This window comes from Klebsiella sp. 141162 (genome assembly GCF_050600755.1).
Taxonomy (GTDB): domain Bacteria; phylum Pseudomonadota; class Gammaproteobacteria; order Enterobacterales; family Enterobacteriaceae; genus Klebsiella; species Klebsiella aerogenes.
This window is the reverse complement of record NZ_JAQIRI010000019.1, coordinates 1-17,027: the sequence shown is the minus strand read 5'-3', so window position 1 is coordinate 17,027 and position 17,027 is coordinate 1. Positions and strand designations below refer to the sequence as shown.

The 17,027-nt window shown below is 50.6% G+C and carries 18 protein-coding genes and 1 pseudogene; 4 read left to right on the top strand and 15 right to left on the bottom strand.

Annotated features, from left to right (window positions below; translation table 11 throughout):
• Together PGR23_RS24330 and PGR23_RS24325 are read right to left on the bottom strand one after the other, a co-directional pair.
• On the bottom strand, positions 1–964 hold a 964-nt coding region (locus tag PGR23_RS24330; protein WP_430915668.1), incomplete at its 3' end, for a relaxase/mobilization nuclease domain-containing protein.
• 8 nt (positions 965–972) lie between these two features.
• On the bottom strand, positions 973–1,374 hold the full coding sequence (locus PGR23_RS24325) for a hypothetical protein (RefSeq protein WP_047040557.1): 402 nt from the start codon (positions 1,372–1,374) through the stop codon (positions 973–975).
• Positions 1,375–1,695: 321 nt separating this feature from the next.
• Here PGR23_RS24325 and PGR23_RS24320 point away from each other — a divergent pair, with 321 nt between their 5' ends.
• Entirely contained in the window at positions 1,696–1,944 is a 249-nt protein-coding gene (locus PGR23_RS24320) for a hypothetical protein (RefSeq protein WP_226938067.1), read from the top strand.
• Here PGR23_RS24320 and PGR23_RS24315 read toward each other — a convergent pair.
• The 11 genes and pseudogenes from PGR23_RS24315 to PGR23_RS24265 all read right to left on the bottom strand — a co-directional run bounded on the left by PGR23_RS24315 (position 1,921) and on the right by PGR23_RS24265 (position 12,040).
• On the bottom strand, positions 1,921–2,694 hold the full coding sequence (locus PGR23_RS24315; RefSeq protein ID WP_038807048.1) for a hypothetical protein: 774 nt from the start codon (positions 2,692–2,694) through the stop codon (positions 1,921–1,923). The genes PGR23_RS24320 and PGR23_RS24315 overlap by 24 nt on opposite strands.
• A gap of 14 nt (positions 2,695–2,708) precedes the next feature.
• Positions 2,709–3,737, bottom strand: a complete 1,029-nt coding sequence (locus PGR23_RS24310; RefSeq protein WP_430915667.1) for a hypothetical protein — start codon at positions 3,735–3,737, stop codon at positions 2,709–2,711.
• 420 nt (positions 3,738–4,157) lie between these two features.
• Positions 4,158–4,265 (bottom strand): annotated as a pseudogene (gene hmuV / locus PGR23_RS24305) (heme ABC transporter ATP-binding protein); the annotation flags it as partial.
• Positions 4,266–4,370: 105 nt separating this feature from the next.
• Complete coding sequence (locus PGR23_RS24300) at positions 4,371–4,718, bottom strand: DUF1493 family protein (protein ID WP_088389772.1); 348 nt, start codon at positions 4,716–4,718, stop codon at positions 4,371–4,373.
• A complete protein-coding gene (locus PGR23_RS24295; protein ID WP_072056492.1) occupies positions 4,703–5,152 on the bottom strand; it encodes an STM2901 family protein in 450 nt (149 codons plus the stop codon). The genes PGR23_RS24300 and PGR23_RS24295 overlap by 16 nt, the downstream gene beginning before the upstream one ends.
• Positions 5,153–5,163: 11 nt before the next feature.
• Positions 5,164–5,646 carry an Hcp family type VI secretion system effector gene (locus PGR23_RS24290; protein ID WP_047044296.1) on the bottom strand — a complete coding sequence of 161 codons (483 nt, stop codon included), beginning with the start codon at positions 5,644–5,646 and terminating at the stop codon, positions 5,164–5,166.
• A 355-nt stretch (positions 5,647–6,001) separates the two neighbouring features.
• Positions 6,002–6,781: a heme ABC transporter ATP-binding protein gene (locus PGR23_RS24285; RefSeq protein WP_047078990.1), complete on the bottom strand. Its 780-nt coding sequence runs from the start codon at positions 6,779–6,781 to the stop codon at positions 6,002–6,004.
• The gene (locus PGR23_RS24280) at positions 6,774–7,769 is read right to left on the bottom strand and encodes a FecCD family ABC transporter permease (protein ID WP_047078991.1); all 996 of its coding nucleotides are present in this window, start codon (positions 7,767–7,769) and stop codon (positions 6,774–6,776) included. Before PGR23_RS24280 ends, PGR23_RS24285 begins: the two co-directional genes overlap by 8 nt.
• On the bottom strand, positions 7,769–8,587 hold the full coding sequence (locus PGR23_RS24275; protein WP_396279459.1) for a hemin ABC transporter substrate-binding protein: 819 nt from the start codon (positions 8,585–8,587) through the stop codon (positions 7,769–7,771). Before PGR23_RS24275 ends, PGR23_RS24280 begins: the two co-directional genes overlap by 1 nt.
• A complete protein-coding gene (locus PGR23_RS24270; RefSeq protein ID WP_430915666.1) occupies positions 8,584–9,615 on the bottom strand; it encodes a hemin-degrading factor in 1,032 nt (343 codons plus the stop codon). Before PGR23_RS24270 ends, PGR23_RS24275 begins: the two co-directional genes overlap by 4 nt.
• Before the next feature lie 73 nt (positions 9,616–9,688).
• The gene (locus tag PGR23_RS24265; RefSeq protein WP_396279461.1) at positions 9,689–12,040 is read right to left on the bottom strand and encodes a TonB-dependent receptor domain-containing protein; all 2,352 of its coding nucleotides are present in this window, start codon (positions 12,038–12,040) and stop codon (positions 9,689–9,691) included.
• Between the two features lie 323 nt (positions 12,041–12,363).
• Between PGR23_RS24265 and PGR23_RS24260 the strand changes: the two genes are divergently transcribed.
• The gene (locus PGR23_RS24260; protein WP_213797113.1) at positions 12,364–12,657 is read left to right on the top strand and encodes a SelT/SelW/SelH family protein; all 294 of its coding nucleotides are present in this window, start codon (positions 12,364–12,366) and stop codon (positions 12,655–12,657) included.
• 15 nt (positions 12,658–12,672) lie between these two features.
• Here PGR23_RS24260 and PGR23_RS24255 read toward each other — a convergent pair whose 3' ends face one another.
• Positions 12,673–14,382 (bottom strand): thiamine pyrophosphate-requiring protein, encoded by a 1,710-nt coding sequence (locus PGR23_RS24255; RefSeq protein ID WP_396279462.1) that lies wholly within the window; start codon positions 14,380–14,382, stop codon positions 12,673–12,675.
• Positions 14,383–14,417: 35 nt separating this feature from the next.
• Positions 14,418–15,359: an AEC family transporter gene (locus PGR23_RS24250; RefSeq protein ID WP_045395364.1), complete on the bottom strand. Its 942-nt coding sequence runs from the start codon at positions 15,357–15,359 to the stop codon at positions 14,418–14,420.
• 182 nt (positions 15,360–15,541) lie between these two features.
• Here PGR23_RS24250 and PGR23_RS24245 point away from each other — a divergent pair, with 182 nt between their 5' ends.
• Complete coding sequence (locus PGR23_RS24245; RefSeq protein WP_045395366.1) at positions 15,542–16,429, top strand: LysR family transcriptional regulator; 888 nt, start codon at positions 15,542–15,544, stop codon at positions 16,427–16,429.
• Positions 16,430–16,489: 60 nt separating this feature from the next.
• Positions 16,490–16,831, top strand: coding sequence for a nitrous oxide-stimulated promoter family protein (locus PGR23_RS24240; protein WP_320482822.1), 342 nt, complete (start codon positions 16,490–16,492; stop codon positions 16,829–16,831).
• Positions 16,832–17,027 lie beyond the last annotated feature (196 nt).

Genomic DNA, 17,027 nt, shown 5'->3' with positions numbered 1-17,027 from the left:
CAGGAGCAGGAGCAGGAGCAGGAGCAGGAGCAGGAGCAGGAGCAGGAGCAGGAGCAGGAGCAGGAGCAGGAGCAGGAGCAGGAGCAGGAGCAGGAGCAGGAACAGGAACAGGAACAGGAACAGGAACAGGAACAGGAACAGGAACAACTGGCTTGGCATTTAGTAGAAGTGGGTTGTCGCGTTCAGGTTCGTAGTTGAGGAGCTTTTGAAGATTCGCCCATGAATACATCTTTCCAAGCTGGGAGGCTTTAAATGCGATGTTTTGATATTCGAACGAGAATCCATTCATCTTTCCTGTTTTTGAGACGTTCGCCGTCCAGGAAACCTGAGCTTCTCTGATTCTTTTGATAAAAGTTTCTAGATTGGGTTTATCAGTCAAACATTTATCAATGACCTGTTGCAGGGATTTCTTAGGGCAGGGCAAGCCTGTCCGTTGAGAAAGCATCTCTTCATTACGTGAAAGCTTACGTTTTGTTTGTTTCGGTTGTACTCTTACTGCTGGTGTTTGAGTAAGGTCATGAGCAATTTCAATTTCCTGAATTATTCGGCCACTGACTAAACTCTCATGCCGACCAAGATGAACTTTACCAGACACGGAATCGACTCTATTAGCAATGATGTGAATGTGTTGACCAACAGGATCGTCGTGTAATACATAACAACGAAGGTGAGTGTCACTGAATCCCATACGGTACATGTAGTCGTCAGCTAACGATTTCCACTTCTCATTGGTAAGCTTATCGCCGTGGGGTAAACGAAGCGAGTTATGCCAGGCTGGTTTTGCAATGTCAGTTCTGAGCTTACTTGCAGTATCAAACTCTGCTATCAGTTCCTTTGCACAATCACCTGTCATGTTCCCACCAATAACCACAGGATCACTTCTATGATGAGAACCTGGCTTCAACACATACTTTACGACATTGATAAAGTTCTTGTGTCTTTTTATCCGTTGCATTCCCTTCATAGGAATACCTACTTATCCGACTGACAAACAGAAGCTGTCAGGCACAAACGAAGTTCTTTGATCTGTTTCTTTACAGCGAAGATCTCTGTTTTAGTTAATTCACTATTGCTACTTTTTGTGTCCAGATGATTTATTAGTTTATTTAGCTTTTGGGATATGTCAGAAAGTGATTTCCAGGCTTCAATATTTATTTCAGGAACAATGACAGGAAGTTTATCAAGGGATGTTAAACGAAGCCATTCGCCTTTGCTTTTGCCACCTCTGTTTTTATTGAGAATATCCAATTCTTCTTTATTAAATCGAACACTGACACAATGTATTCGTAATGATTCATTCGGTGACTTTTCTGTTTTATGAACACAAATAGGCTGGAAATTATTTGTATAGGATAAGGTTATTGTATTACTCATAGAAACTCCTTTTCATATATGTATGTTTGTATTCGCTTATAGTGAGCAATTCCTTTGCAACACTTATAATACAGTTATATTATAAATACAGAGTAAGTCAATCTTTGGGATTCGACTTTGATTTTCTTTTTTCAACGGAACGGCGAAAAACAAGGAGACTGAACGAAGCTCCGCTTCGTTCAGTCATACCTTGCATATCTTATAGATATTTTTGGTTTTATTGACAATTAGTTTTCAATATGTATAACAATTTAAATGATTACTCGAATTTTTGACAATAGGAGAGAACTGATGAGGCTGTCAGGATTTTATAAATTGAAGATGGAAGAAATAAATAAAGAAAAAAACTTAATTCAAAATGAAATTGATCACAAAATTAGAGCTAACCACAGAAACAAAACGTGGGGGTTGGAAAATGAAGCTTCGGATATTGCACATGCTTTAGCTTTTTTTGGTGATATCACTAAATCCGAAGCTTCCAGTCTTGTAGATAAGAAAGAAGTAATATCCTTGCAATTACATGGATACAATCCATGGTTGAATGGATTAAGGATTTTTATTCGTTCTTAGCTTTTTAATTTTTTCTTCACATTCTTTCATTCTTTTTTCAAGAATTGCAGAAGTGGTTATGTTTTCTTGAATGAAATCACCATACCACACATGACCTTCAAAAATATAAAAGAGAGGGGTTATTTGTTTTTTTTGTATGTCTATTTTTAAAAAATAGTTTTTTGTCTTTTCTGTAAGTAAATCAAACATAACTAAAAACGGAATTTGTTTACTTAATTCTATCATCGCTGTAAATGCTTTCTCTTCTGGGAAGTGTTTGTTTATCACCTCTATAGCGACCCACGGATGATGAATTGACATTGCCAAACTTCTCCTTTGCCCAAATAGATCATGCCGTAGAGTTAATTTATTATTGCAGATTCTATGTGTTTCTATTCCCCATTCGTATTCATTTAAAATTGCAATAGGAGAAAAACCTACTATTTTTCTATCTTTGAAAATTGAAGTTCCTATGGTGAATGTTTCTTGTTTCTTTAGTAAATTCGAAAGATAATCAATATGTTCATTATGTGATTTATCAGTTTCAAAGGAGCTTATCTCTCTTTCATCAGAACTGTTCGGTGTGTAAAAATGACATGTCTTGTCTTTATAAAATCTTGGGCGTAGAAGTGTGTATCCACTTTTATCAAAAAGTATTTTGCTTTTGGCAAAGAAATAGGTTTGTTCATCACTAAGAGAACTTGCTAATATTTCTTTTTCAATCGAGCCATCATAATAATAAGCTCGATCATATTTTAATTTACTTGACATTCATTCCAACCTTATTAGTCCTGATCTGTTTTTAATCCCAGAGAAATTACACCAGCGGAAAAGGGGTTTTCAGGATCGTCAAATGATATTTTATAAATAATACTATTTTCGCTATCCGCTAAAATCTCTTCAATCACAGGTATATATTTATCGTGACTACATATGTTTTTTTCATAATTATAGTCAGCTAAGGTCGCGGCAATTAAGTCTGGGACTCGGTTGTAAGAGTCATACCATACCTTACCTTCTGCTTCTGGTAGCCCAAATACAAATTTTTCCTTATATTCTTCATCGATGTTATACATAAGGATATGATAAGTATTGTATGCCAAATCATATATAATTGGTTTGGAAAACTTCGCTATTTTATAGCTTAACATTGCATCTCTATCAGAAAACCAACCGATAGTATCGATTTTAATTTCTTGTGATATTTGAAATGCAATATATGCAGTGAGCGATGATATTATCTCAATATCTCTTATAGCCTTTAAATTAGCACCGGGCTTATCTAATTCAGTCAACACAAGTTGTAAATTTTTTATTAGTTGTTTGAAATATTTTTTCTCGCCTTGATTCTCTATCCATATATTTATTTGTTTTATGGCCATTTTATATCGTGTTTTGAGCATTTCTCGCTCATTCAGTGGGTCGAGTTTTCTATCTTTTGATAGTAAAATGGATAAGTTAAGTATTTCACTTTTCTTTATAAAATTAATAAATTCTTTGTTTATTCTTTTAAGCTTTTTTGTATCTTTAAAAGATAGGGAATCAATTCTTTTCCCCAATTCAAAAAAATCCTCAGTATAGGGACATATTGAGAAAGTCACTACATCGTTGGGTTTATTTTTATCATATAATACATAATCACTGAAGATCATCCATTTTGTAATGTGACTATTTTTTTCAAAAAATTTTTTTATTTTAATATTGTTTGATTGATTAAATGTGCTATCAAATGCCACCAAGAAATTATGAAAAATAAATCCAGCATCATCTTGTCCATGATGTGATATCCCTGTATTCAACTCTTCTAATTTCATCACTATATCCTTTAGTTATTGTAAATTTAGATTGATAAATGCTTAATTAATCTGTTTTGGTTGTTAAGGTTTCACTACTCTCATTATCAACATACTATTAAATATTAGAAATGTATCCCATTAGTAAACCAGAATCAATGTTTGTATAAACTTGTGTTTATATTTCAACAACTTAACTAATAAAAAATGGTACTGCTGCATCATTGGGGTATGGGCGTCTAAATTGTCGATTGTGCTCATAGGGTGTTATCCAGGTCCCTGATTTTTAATGGAGTGCGATTTTATTATTGTCGTCGTTATCGCATGAGGAAGACATGATAACGGAGATAGGCATTTGAGGGAAAGTGACGAAGTGGACGCAGCGATCCTGATTCCACTTCTCGAACGCGCGGCCCTCGCTAAGCTGGCCGCGCGTGACGTTCAGGGCGCCAGATAAACCTGTGGAATCGCTTTTTCCGGGTGCTGGCCGAGGCGCACATCCGCGCCGTACCAGCGGCTAATGATTTCCTGCTGGATAACCTGATGCGGGAAGAGTACCGGCTGATGGCTGAAAAACCGGAACACTCAAAAAGTGCATGGAACTGAAGCTGGGATGCTTACATATCCACCTCTGATTAATATGTTATATTTATATCAGTCATAAAGCCACTTTCCAGCTTTCGCTGATTCCGAAAACATTCTGATTGTTAAAGGTTTGCGATTTCGTTCTACATCTTCCCGTTTTAATTTAAACCACCGTGTTAGCAGTGGAGTATTTTCCCAAGGGAAATAATACGACCATTTAATTTCTGATAAATCTATATTAAATTTTTTTTCAAATTTATTCAAAGCTTCATGCAGGTCATCACCGGGAGCTTCAAATAAATCAGAATCAAGTTCTAAAGGGATTTCTTTCCAATTGCTGTCTAAATATCCGGGGATCTCTTCACGGAAAAGTGCTAATACCTCTTGTTGAATTGTATCCATCAAAAGGATGTCCATTGTATACGATCTTTAGGGCGTGCTATGAGGTTGTATTTGGCCTGAGTTTTCCTTGATACTTGGTAAATTGAATTCACAAGACCAACCCAGCCTAACCACGGAACATATCGTGCTATGACTGCGGCAAGATTATTTGTTTTTCGCATTCTTACACCAACTGGTGTTGGAACTCTAATACCAAAAGGAGTTCGTGCATTTCGTAAAAGCATTCTCCCATACCTGGAAATAACACTTGTCCCTTTGATTGCTTCTCCCGGTTTCGTTCTGGTTTTTAACCACGGTTGCCCAGCGAGGATAGCAGCACCTGATTCAATGCCAATTCCAAGTTCATCACAAAATTGCTCAAGGAAAATCACATCAAATAGTTCACCTGCTGACAGGTTCGATTGTCCGTGGTAGAAGTAGGTTCCGTTTAGTTCTTCTGTCGTATCCATTCAATCACCTGTTAGGCTGTTTGTCGTTCATTCCAGGCATCTGTGAAAATTATGTTTCCATCACAATGTTTCCAGGTGATTTTCTCGTATCTTAGCTCCACAGATTCAAGATGGTTGTTGTTCTTGTCCTCTGGGGAAGCCATCGTAGGGGAGATTGATACGATTCGAACTCCTTCAAGTAGCATATTGAAGTATTCCACTTCCTGACCAGAATCGTTGATTTTGTACCATTTAATTTCGGCAGATTTCAGGTTTTGACCAGTAGCAACTGCTTTGTATAGGTATGGGCTGGAATAGTCGAATTCTTTAACGATGATCATTGGAGAATGCTGACGAGTGCCAGTAGGTTTGCCAGTGGAATTATCAGTGGGAATGGAGAGATTATGGTGAAACCCTTTAAACTCTATACTGAACTCCCTGTCTGCAACATCACAGCCACCTTTGATTAGTGCTCCGCCATCGTCATAGAGCCACATATTACCGGGAATAGCCATGTCCTTATTTCCTTATGTTTTTATAAATCCCTGTAAATAGTTTATCTATTGAGTGAAGGTGAGTAAATAACCAATGTGTGGTTTTTTTGTTCCTCAGTTTCAACAATTTAATCACTGAAAAATGGTACTGCTGCATCATGGGGGTATGGGCGTCTAAATTGTCGATTGTGCTTATAGGGTGTTATCCAGGTCCCTGATTTTTAATGGAGTGCGATTTTGTTATTGTCGTCGTTATCGCATGAGGAAGACATGATAACGGAGATAGGCATTTGAGGGAAAGTGACGAAGTGGACGCAGCGATCCTGATTCCACTTCTCAGACGCGCGGCCCTCGCTAAGCTGGCCGCGCGTGACGTTCAGGGCGCCAGATAAACCTGCGGAATCGCTTTTTCCGGGTGCTGGCCGAGGCGCACGTCCGCGCCGTACCAGCGGCTAATGATTTCCTGCTGGATAACCTGATGCGGCGTGCCCTGCGCGACCACCTGTCCCTGGTGTAGAAGCAGAATCTGGTCGGCCCACAGGGCTGCGAGGTTGAGATCGTGCAGCACCACGCAGACATGCAGCTGGCCGGAAGCTGTCAGACGCTTGAGCAGGCGTAACAGATGTTGCTGGTAATAGAGATCCAGCGCCGAGGTGGGTTCATCCAGAAACAGCCAGCCCTGCGGCGCGCCGTTTTGCCACAGTTGGGCGAGGCAGCGGGCCAGCTGTACCCGCTGCTGCTCGCCGCCGGAAAGCGACGGATAGCGCCTGCCGCGCAAATGATCGCAGCCGGTTTCCGCCATAATATCGCGCAGAGTCTGCGGACTGGCGGTCGCTTCCCACGGCGAGCGCCCCATGGCGATAACCGTTTCCACCGTCCAGTCGGCCTGGAGTGGAGTGCGCTGCAACATCACCGCCCGGCGGCGCGAGAGCGCCTGCGGCGACCAGCGCTCCAGCGTTTTGCCGTCCATTATGCGCTCGCCGCTGTCCGGGGTAAGGAAGCCGGTTAGCAGCCGCAGCAGGGTGGATTTGCCCGCGCCGTTCGGGCCGATCAGCGCGGTCATCTCGCCGCCGCGCAGCGTCAGCGAAACCTGGTCAATCACCTGTCGTTGGCCGAGCCGCAGCGACAGACCTTGCGCCCGATAGTCTTTATCCATGGATTGGTTTCTCCCGACGAAATATCAGCCACAGGAACCACGGCGCGCCCAACAGGCTGGTTAGCAGCCCCACTGGCATCTCCGCCGGCGCGGCGACGGTGCGTGCCAGGGTATCGGCAATCAGCAGCAGAATCGCGCCCGCCAGCAGCGAGCCGGGGATGAGACCCCGGTGGTCCGCCCCCAGCCACATTCGCATCAGATGCGGCACCACCAGGCCGATAAAGCCGATGACGCCGCTTATCGCTACCGCCGCGGCGACCAGTACCGCGCTGCATAGCAACAGCAGCCGCTGCAGCGCCCGCACGTTAACGCCGAGATAGTGCGCCTCTTCATCGCCGAGTTGCAGCAGATTAAGTCGTGTTGCCATCCGCCACACCGCTATTGACGCCGGAATAATCAAGCTGGCCGCCACCAACAGCGTCGGCCATTCGGCCTGGCCCAGGCTACCCATCCCCCACAGCGACAGCTGGCGTAGCTGAGCATCGTTGCTTAGCCACGCCAGCACGCCGACCAGCGCCCCGCATAAGGCGTTGATGGCGATCCCCACCAGCAGCAGCCGCGACAGCGAACCGTCGCCTGCGCGGCTGAGGATAAAAATCACCACCATCACCGCCAGGCTGCCGATAAACGCCGCCAGCATCGGCATATACAGAGCTAACAACGCCGGCACGCTGAGCGGCAACACCAGCCAGCAGGCCACCGCCAGCGCCGCACCGCTGCTGATGCCCAGCAGCCCCGGGTCGGCGAGTGGGTTGCGAAACAGCCCCTGCATCACGCAGCCGGACAGCGCCAGTGCGGCGCCGACCAGCAGCGCCAGCAGCACCCGCGGCAGACGGATCGTCAGCCAGATATGGCGCAGGATTTCATCGCCGGAGGGCAGCAGGTTGATCAATGGCAATCGCATTGCGCCGAGGGTGGTGGCGTAAAGCGTCAAGGCGACCAGCAGCAGCGTCATCAACAGCAAATGGCGAACGAGGGCAGGGCGCATCAGGGCGATAGCTCCGCTTTTTGCCGCAGTTCGAGGATCGCCTGCGGCGTACGCGGGCCGAAGCCGAGCAGGGCCATATCGTCGATCGCCAGTAGCTGTTTATGGCGGCCTGCCGGCGTTTGCGCCAGACCGGGCAATTTCCATAGCCCGCTTTCGCCGCCCATCCCTTTGAGGCCATCGGCGGAAATCACCACCAGATCCGCCTGGCTTGCGGCCACCCCTTCCTGCGACATCGCGCGATAATGGTCGAAACCCTGCATCGCATTTTGCAGCCCGGCGGCGCGAATCGCGCCATCGGCGGCGGTGTGCTGCCCGGCCACCATGGTGTTCATCCCGCCGTGGCTGAGGATAAACAGTACCCGTTTGGCGATAGGGCGCGTGGGAAGGGCGGCTATCTGCTGCCGGACCTGCTGGCGCAGCACGTCGCCTGCCGGAGTTTTACCTAACGCTTCGGCGATAACGGCGATTTTGTTATCGATAGCGGCAAGGTTATCGCCGCCCGGCACGTTGACGACCTTAACCTGGTTTTCCTGCACTTTCTGCAGCACCAGCGACGGCTGCGCCTGCGCGCTGGCCAGTACCAGCTGCGGGCGTAAGGAGAGGATCCCCTCGGCGCTTAATTGCCGTAGATAGCCGACGTCCGGTAGCTTTTGCGCGGCGGCAGGCCAGGTGCTGGTGCTGTCCTTCGCCACCAGCTGCTGCCCGGCGTTCAGCGCGTAGACAATTTCGGTAACGTCGCCGCCGAGGGAAATCACCCGTTCGGCGGCCGCGCTGGCGAACAGCGGCAGTGCGGCAAGCAGTATTCCCCAACGTTTCATGCCGGCTGCCCTTCCGCGCACAGACGCGCCACCTGCGCGCGCCACTGTTCTTGCTCCGGGTGGCCTTCGCTGCGCTGGCCGTACAGCTGGGCGATTTGCGTACCGTCTTTGGCAAACAGTTCGACGCTGGTGACGTGACCATCGGAGGTCGGTTTACGGGTGACCCAGATTTCATCCACGCTGTCTTCGCGCAGATGCAGGGTAAAGGCGCTGTTGAAGATGTTGATCCAGCCGCGCATCGGCGCCAGCTTTTCCAGCGCGCCGGTGAAGATCTGCACGCAGCCGCGGTTGCCGACGAAGATCATGATTTCATTGCCGTCCTGGCGCACCGTTTCCAGCAGTCCCGGCAGGGCGTTATTGTCGATGCGGCAGGCCAGATCGTCGCTCACCAGGCGGAAGGCCTGCTGACGGGAAAGATTGTGTTTACGCAGCAAACCGAAGAACTGGTGCACATCGGTCATCGCGCGCCACTCGTTTTCCAGCGCCGCGGCGTCGGCGGAGTCGGCGTACTTTACGCGGTCGGCCGGGCGAATCGTCAGCGCGCCGGGCGCCGTCTCGCTGAATTTGGCTACCAGCGTTTGCCATGCCGCCATATCGGTTTGCCCGGTGGCGTAAACCTTTAGCAGCGCATCGCCGTGCGGGTCAAAGAACTGGATGCTCTGGCGGCCGTTATCGTTGAGGTGGAACACGCTCGACCACTGGCTGAGGAACAGGCGCAGGTCGAGCGCCCGCGGGTTGAGCACCAGCCCGGCGTGACCGCTCAGGTGTTGATGGGTAAATTCGCCGACCTGCTCGTGTACCGCGTATTCGTTGCGGCAGATGCATTTGGTTTCGCCGACGCTCTCCAGGGCGGCGATAATCGCCCGTACGTCGTCGTGCAGACGCACGGTATCGTGACCAACGCGCGCGGCGGTTAATTCGGCTTCGCTAATTCCCATCTCTGCGGCGATGTCGCGGGCATATTTGGCGGTGGAGCGGGCTTTGGTGGCCTGGTAGCGCTGCCACAGATCGTCGTGTGCGTTTTGCATAATTAACATCCTTCTCTACGATGAATTTCCCCGGCCCGCGGGCCGGGGGGCAGGTTTGTTATTATTCGGGCGATCAGAAATCGATATTCACGCCCAGTTGCCAGGTCCTTCCGGGCATCACCGCCAGCGCTTTATCGTTGGCATCCTGATTGGTACTGGTCTCGATGTTGCGGCTGCTCAGGTAGTCCCAGTATTTACGGTCGGTAATGTTGTAAACCCCGCCGTTGAGACGAACGTTCTTCGCCACCTGCCAGTAAGCGGTCCAGTCCAGCATGCCGTAGCCCGGCACGCGCATATATTCGGTGCTGGAATCGGCGATGGCGGAGCCGGTGTTATTGTAGCTCTCGCGGCTGGTGGCAGTGGCCTGTTTGCCCTTAACAAAGGTGGCGGTCAGCGCCGTACCGTAGCGCTTAGCCGGATCGTCCCACGCCACGCCGACGATCGCTTTCATCGGCGCGACGCTGTCGAGGTCGACGTATTTATCGCCGTAGTAGCTGGATTTCGATTTCCCTTCGCTATAGCCCCAGGCGAGGGTGGCGCTCAGGCCATCCACCTGCTCAAACCAGGTGCCGAAGTTAAATTTAGTGCTGATCTCGCCGCCGTAGATATAGGCCTTATCGCGGTTTTCCGCTTGATAAATGGTGTAAATATTCGACGGGACGTTAGTGAATTTGCCCGGATTGTTGGCGCGCGAATAACGCGTATAGGCGATAAAGTTCTTATAGCTGTTGTAGAACAGCGCGGTACGCACGGTGATGCCTTCGGTGACTTCGCCCTTGATACCCCATTCGATATTGTCGCTGGTCTCGGTTTTCAGATCGTTGTTGCCAATTAACGCGTACTGCTGGCTGCCGGCATAGCTGGAGCCCAGGTTCCACGAACCATACAGCTGGCTGGCATTCGGGAACTGCGCGCCGCGCTGGTACTGCAGATAGGTCATCAGCCGCGGCGTAATGTCGTACTGGAACGTCAGTGACGGCAGCACCTGGGTGTCGCTGTTTTTACCATACAGATTCGCCACCGACGATTCGGTGAGCACGCTGCTGTTGGCGCTAAGATCGGACAGATCTTCCGGTTTAGTGGACTGATGCGTCACGCGTACGCCGGGAATAATCGCGAAGTTGTGGCTATCGAGATCGAAGTTGATCTGATCCTGCACGTAACCGCCGAGGGTGTAGCTACGGCTGTCCGCTTCCGGCTGCATAATTTCGCTGTAGACGCTGGGGATCGGCGACTGGCTGAATGGCCGCTGGGTTTTGGTCGTGCTGGCGTTAAAACCGGCGCTCAGGTCGTGGCGGCCGATGCTTTTCGCGAGCGCGGTCTGCAGGCCCCAGGTATCGGTATCGTAGTCGGAATTGACCGTCTGCATTTGGCGGGTGACGCTATCCGGCATCCAGGTCCAGTCGTGAGCCTCGGTATGCTGGTAATACACCTTGGTCGAGACGCTGTCGATGTAATCGTTCATCGGCGTCCAGTCGTCTTTCAGGCTCAACCCCCAGCGCCGCGTCTGGTTGGTTTGGTTGGCGGCGCCGATCACGCTGTTACCGCTGGAGTCCCATGAGTCGAAGTGGCTGTGGTTGGTCTTGTGATAGTAGTCGAAGGTGCTGGTGAACTTATGTTCATCGTTCGGCTGCCAGATGCCGGAGGCCATAAACGCGTCAGAGTGCCAGTTTGCCGGGTAAGCGTCGACGCTGCCGCTGTTGTTCTCGGTTTCCTGGCCATCGCGGCGGCTGTAGACGAAAATGCCGCGCAGCGTTTCATCGCCGCCGGCGACGGTGACGCCGTTATGCCAGCTGCGGTCGGAAGAGTCGTAGCCGCTCTGGTAGCCAAAGGCGCTGGTTTTGCCCGGGCGCAGATAGTCATCCGCTGATTTCGGGCGGAAGGAGACGTTGCCGCCGATTGAGCTGTTAGCGGTCTCGGTTGAGGTGGCGCCCGACTGAATATCCACGCTGCCGTACATATAGGGGTCGATATAATCGCGGCCAATGCCAAAGGTGTTGAGGCCGGAACGGCCAACGTAGCCGCGGCCGGTGGCGTTTGGCTGGGCAATGCCGTCAACATCGATGCCGACGCGGTTGCTTTCGAGGCCGCGGATGTTGTAGCCGGTATAGCCGCCGCGATCGAAACCGCTTTTACCGTTGCCGGAACCGCCGCTGGCGCCGGTGGCGCTGATGAGGGGTTCATAACGCATGATTGAGCCGAAGTCGTTGGCGCCTTTGTCCTGCAGTTCCTGCGCGCTCACCGAGTGCTCGTTGCCGGCTTTCAGCTGTGGGGCCGGGGCGGTCACCACCATCTGTTCCGCGCTATCCGTCGTGTTATCCTGGGTCACGGCCGCGATAGCGGCATTCTGCGCGATTGCTGCGAGCAGAGAAGTCGCCAGCAGGCTTTTCTTACGCCATGCTGCTGATTGAGTCGATTTGTACATTTGTAGCCACGCCTTGATAATTATTAGTATCGGCTCACGCGTTACTTCCAGAGTGCAGGTTGGTCCGTGTTTTCCCTGGCGGACAGTGGTATTCCTGATTTAGTAATTGCGAATGGTAATGATAGGTATTATCGTTTGCAACAAAATATTTACCTATACCCTAAATAATTCGAGTTGCAGGCAGGCGGCGACGCAGAGAATCCCCTGGAGCTTACTCAAATAAGTGACTGGGGTGAGCGAGGAAGCCAACGCACATGCAACTTGCAGTCTGACGGGTATATTCTGCATTTTGTTTACATTCCTTCGGACGGGAGCAACACAACATGACTCATAAAGCGGCGGTTACCATAACCTACTGTTCCCAATGCAACTGGATGCTGCGCGCCAGCTGGATGGCCCAGGAGCTGCTGCATACCTTTAGTACCGATATCGCTTCGGTCACGCTGGTGCCCGGTACCGGCGGCATTTTTACGGTGAGCGTCGATGAGGCGCTTATCTGGGAGCGCAAACGGGACGGCGGTTTCCCGGACGCTGCCGAGCTGAAACGGCGGGTGAGGGACGTCTGCTTCCCGGAAAAAGCGCTGGGGCACGTGGATAATGCCAGGAAGCAGGTCTAAAACGGCTGGCTGTGATTAACGTCCTAGCTCAACGTTGACCAGCACGCTTTGTCGGCGGGTGCGGATAATGGATACCGCCTCTTCCAGTACGCCGGGGAGATCTTCCGCCAACGAAACTGTCAGCGCAGCCGCGCGGCTGGAGGCGGCGAGGGCGGCGAAATCTGGCGACGACGAGAACGCGGTGGCCGGAATAGCTTCCATTTTGGCGGCATAGCCGTCGGGATAGAGCGCTTTGGTGCCGCCCGCTACCGCTCCCCAGCCGCCATTGTTGCCAACCACCACCAGTACGGGAAGCTTCATCACTTCCGCGATGTGGTGGCACACCGCCGGATTGGCAAAGAGATAGGAGCCGTCGCCCACGGCGGCGATGATAAGCTCACCCCGCCGGGCGAGCTGCAGCCCTAAGGCGATGGGCAACGCTTCACCCAGACCGCCCGCCAGCGCTTCCTGGTAATAACTGTCCGCCTGAATCAGGCCGGCAAACTGCGGCATTGTTGTCAGTTCGGAGACGATCTTCCCCTGATGTTGGTTGGCAAGCTGACCCAGGCAATAGCTCAGCCAGGGTTTGCCAATCGCTCCTTTTTGGCCGGCGTGGAGGAGGGCTTCACGTTGGTCCTTCGCGTGTTGTATCAGGCTAAGCACATGCTTTTCACGTTCAGCCACCTGCTGTTGCTTCGCCGCCACAAGCGGCTGGAGCGCCTCTTGTAAAAGTTCGAATACCTCGTCGGTTTCTCCGGCCAGATTGATATCGGCGCGATAGCCGCGGACGGGGTAGCGGGAAAAAAGCGGATCGGGGCCGATCTGGATCACCTTACAGCTTTCGTTGCAGCGGCTTTCTTCGATGATCCACGGGGCCTGTGAGTCGATAATGATGATGACGTCGGCGGCGGAAAGCCAGCCTTTGGGATCGCTGCCGGCCAGCATAGGATTGTCGCTGCTAAGGGTGACTTCAGTACCCCAATATTCCACCACCGGAATAGCCCACTCCTTAACCAGGGTATTGAGCCGCGCAAAGCCACCAGACGTTCTTGCGCCGCGCTGGGCGAAGATGACCGGCTGTCTGGCATTGGCTATCGCATCGGCGGCGCTGGCAATATCCGCCCGCGTTGGCGCATAGCGGACCGGCTGCTGGGTGGGGGAGGCATAAAGCGCTTGTTCATCGATGGTGAACGTTTCGCATAGCGGCTCGCGGGGCAGGCTCAAATACACCGGCCCCTTTGGCAATGAACGGGCTATCGCCCATGCTCTGTCAACATGCTCGCCGACCTGATCGGCAATGCGTAATTCGAAGTCCCATTTCACCGACTCACGAATGAGCGCCGCCTGATCGCGCATCTCCTGGCCGTAGCCAATCGGCGTGTTGCGACAACCAAAGTGTGAATGCTCGCTAATCGGCGTGCGTCCGCCAAAAATCAGCACCGGAATATTGCTGTTGGCCAGATTGATGACGCCGCAGGCGGCATTGGCCAGGCCTACGTTGGTGTGAACCATGACGGCCTGCACTTTCCCGCTCCCGAGATAATAGCCGTGGGCCATGCCGATGGCGGCGTTCTCGTGGGGACATATCACCAGCTCCGGTACCTGTTGTCCCGTGGCGCGCATTTTGGCCCACGCTTCAATAACCGGGGGATAATCGGTACCCGAATTAATAAAAATATAGGCCACGTCGAGGGCCTGAAGCCGGTGCAGTAATAATTCAGCGGCCGATACAGTGATAGAAGTCATATTCTCTCCGGATTAACGCGATGTTATCGCCGTGATTAAAAGGTCAGGAAAATAAATGCGCCCATCGTAATGATGGAAGTAATAATACTTAGCGCCATGGTCGAGGCCATTTCTTGCTCGCCGGACTTATATTGCATGGCGATAATAATGGCGATCGAACCCACAGGAATCGCCATCGTTAATACCACTTGTTTTATTTGCTCCATGCTGAAACCCATTTTTAACAAAATGAGGTAGCAGGCGCCGGGCACCAGAATATTACGAGCGATGACGGTAATAATGGTGGCTGAGGTGATGACAATGCTGCGAGTATAAAGCACGATGCCTGCGGCAAACAGCGCCAGTCCGCCGGAGGCCTTACCCAGCAGCCCTAGCGACATTGATACGGTTTCAGGAATATGAATATCCATTAATACTAATATCAGCGCGACAACCGGCGACCATACCACCGGCTGCTTGATGGCGTTGATCACCCGCGTGGTAAAAGAGATATTCTGGCTTTTATCCCCCGTTGCAACGGACATCAGAATCATCACCAGCGGAAGCTGGAAGACATTTTGCGTAATACTGGAAACAGTAATTAATGAGGCGCTGACGGTACCGAATAAAAAAGCCAGTACCGAGGTGCCAATGAAGGGAACGGCCGGCGAGCCGATGGCCAGAGCCTGTAAAGTACTGAGCGCCAGGGAGCGTTTGCAGATATAACGGGCAATAACTAAAGGAATAACAAAACTCAGAATTAGCGCAAGGATAATGGCGATGGCGACAGGGCCCATGCTCATCACGATATGCCGCGGCGTCATGACCATATTACTGAAAATACTCAGTGGTAAAGCATACAGCATTACAATTTTATTAATATCACCAGCCTGTTGCCAATTGAAGTCTTTACGTTTACCGCTGATATAGCCAATGAGAACGGTAATGATAACGGGTAATATAGCGCCAAGAATTAATAGAATGTTGTTCTGTGTCATAGTGATGTATTCTCATTATAAATTATTGTTAGAGACAGAGTGTTGAACTATAAATATTGAGAATGATTCCCCCCTGGAAATTCGCCGCTGTTGCAATATTGATTTTCCTTGATTACTGCATTTTTGACGCAAAAAGAAGCGAGGGGGAAATGTAAAAACAATCCGTTCAATGAGTAATTGTCATGGCTATGAAAATTAAACAGATACAAGCCTTTCTGACCGTCGCCAGCGAAGGGAATATGACCCTGGCAGCGGAGAAAATGGGGATTACGCAATCCGGACTCAGCCGATTGTTGCTGTCCCTGGAAGAGGATCTGAATGCCACCTTATTTGAACGGCACAAGCATGGAATGGCGTTAAGCGAGTATGGCAGCGCGTTTTTACCCTATGCCATGACAATGTTGAACACGGAGAACAAGGCCAGAGAGGAGATGGCGCTGATCCGCGGAGCGGGCAAGGGGATTTTGAGAATCGGCTGCGTATCCAGCCTGTTAACCAGCCACTTTATTGATAAATTAGCCGCCTTTCATAAAAGCCATCCCCGGATACATATCAAAATCTTCGACCGCATTGACTCAGAGTTATTTAAACTGCTGCTGATGCATGAAATAGATATCGCCCTTTGCGGGCCCTTGCCCCACGACGATAAAATCGTGGTTCGCGGTAAAATTAACTGGCAGGACCGTATTTGTATCATTTCAAGGCCAGACCATCCGCTGCAAAAAGACAAGCGCCTGTCGCTTGCGGCGATGCTCGACTATCCGTGGATCATGCCGCCGCCGTTAAGCACGCCGATGCTTATCCTCGAAGATATTTTTCGCTCGCATCAGCTGCCCTGTCCGGTTCCGATTATCGAGTGCGCTTCATCCGCGGCGATAAAATCCTTTATCGCTGAGAGCGATCTTTTAACGTCAATGCCCGCCCCCGTCTATCGACTGGAAGAGAAGCTTGGATTGTTGCGCCCGCTGGAAGCGGAAGGCAGCGTGTTTGTCAGAGATTTCTATGCCTGGAGCCATTTTGGCGTGTTATCCGGAGCCGCGCTGCAGCTAATTCAGCATCTGAAGCAGTGAGATGCCCTGATAGATACAAAGGTGTATAATGAATGCATCTTATTAACTTGAGGCTGTGGCATGGGTAAGCGCATCGAACGTGAAAAAAAGACTATCAGCTGTATGATTCGGCTGTATCAACGCCGCTGCCCGGACGCCCGTGACGAGGATGAACATTACCAGGCGCTCAATACCTACGCCGATAAGCGCCTGGATAAGTGCGTATTTGGCGAAGAGAAGCCGGCCTGTAAACAGTGTCCGGTACACTGCTATCAACCGGCGAAGCGGGAAGAGATGAAGCAGATCATGCGCTGGGCCGGGCCGCGGATGCTCTGGCGGCATCCGATTCTGACCATTCGTCACCTGATTGACGACAGGCGGCCGGTGCCGGAGCTGCAGGAAAAATACCGGCCGAAAAAATAGCAGCCTTCCCCCGGCTTGCGCTGCGCTTCGCCGCTACCGGGGATCGCGGTTGAAGGACCGTAGATACTGTTATCGGTTGGCAATTTTTTTAAGGGTTTTTCCCGGACGCGGCGCGTTGCGCCTTCTCCGGGCTACCAAATCGCACAGCGCTGTAGCCCCGGTAAGCGGCAGCGCCACCGGGGGTTTTGAGATCGCC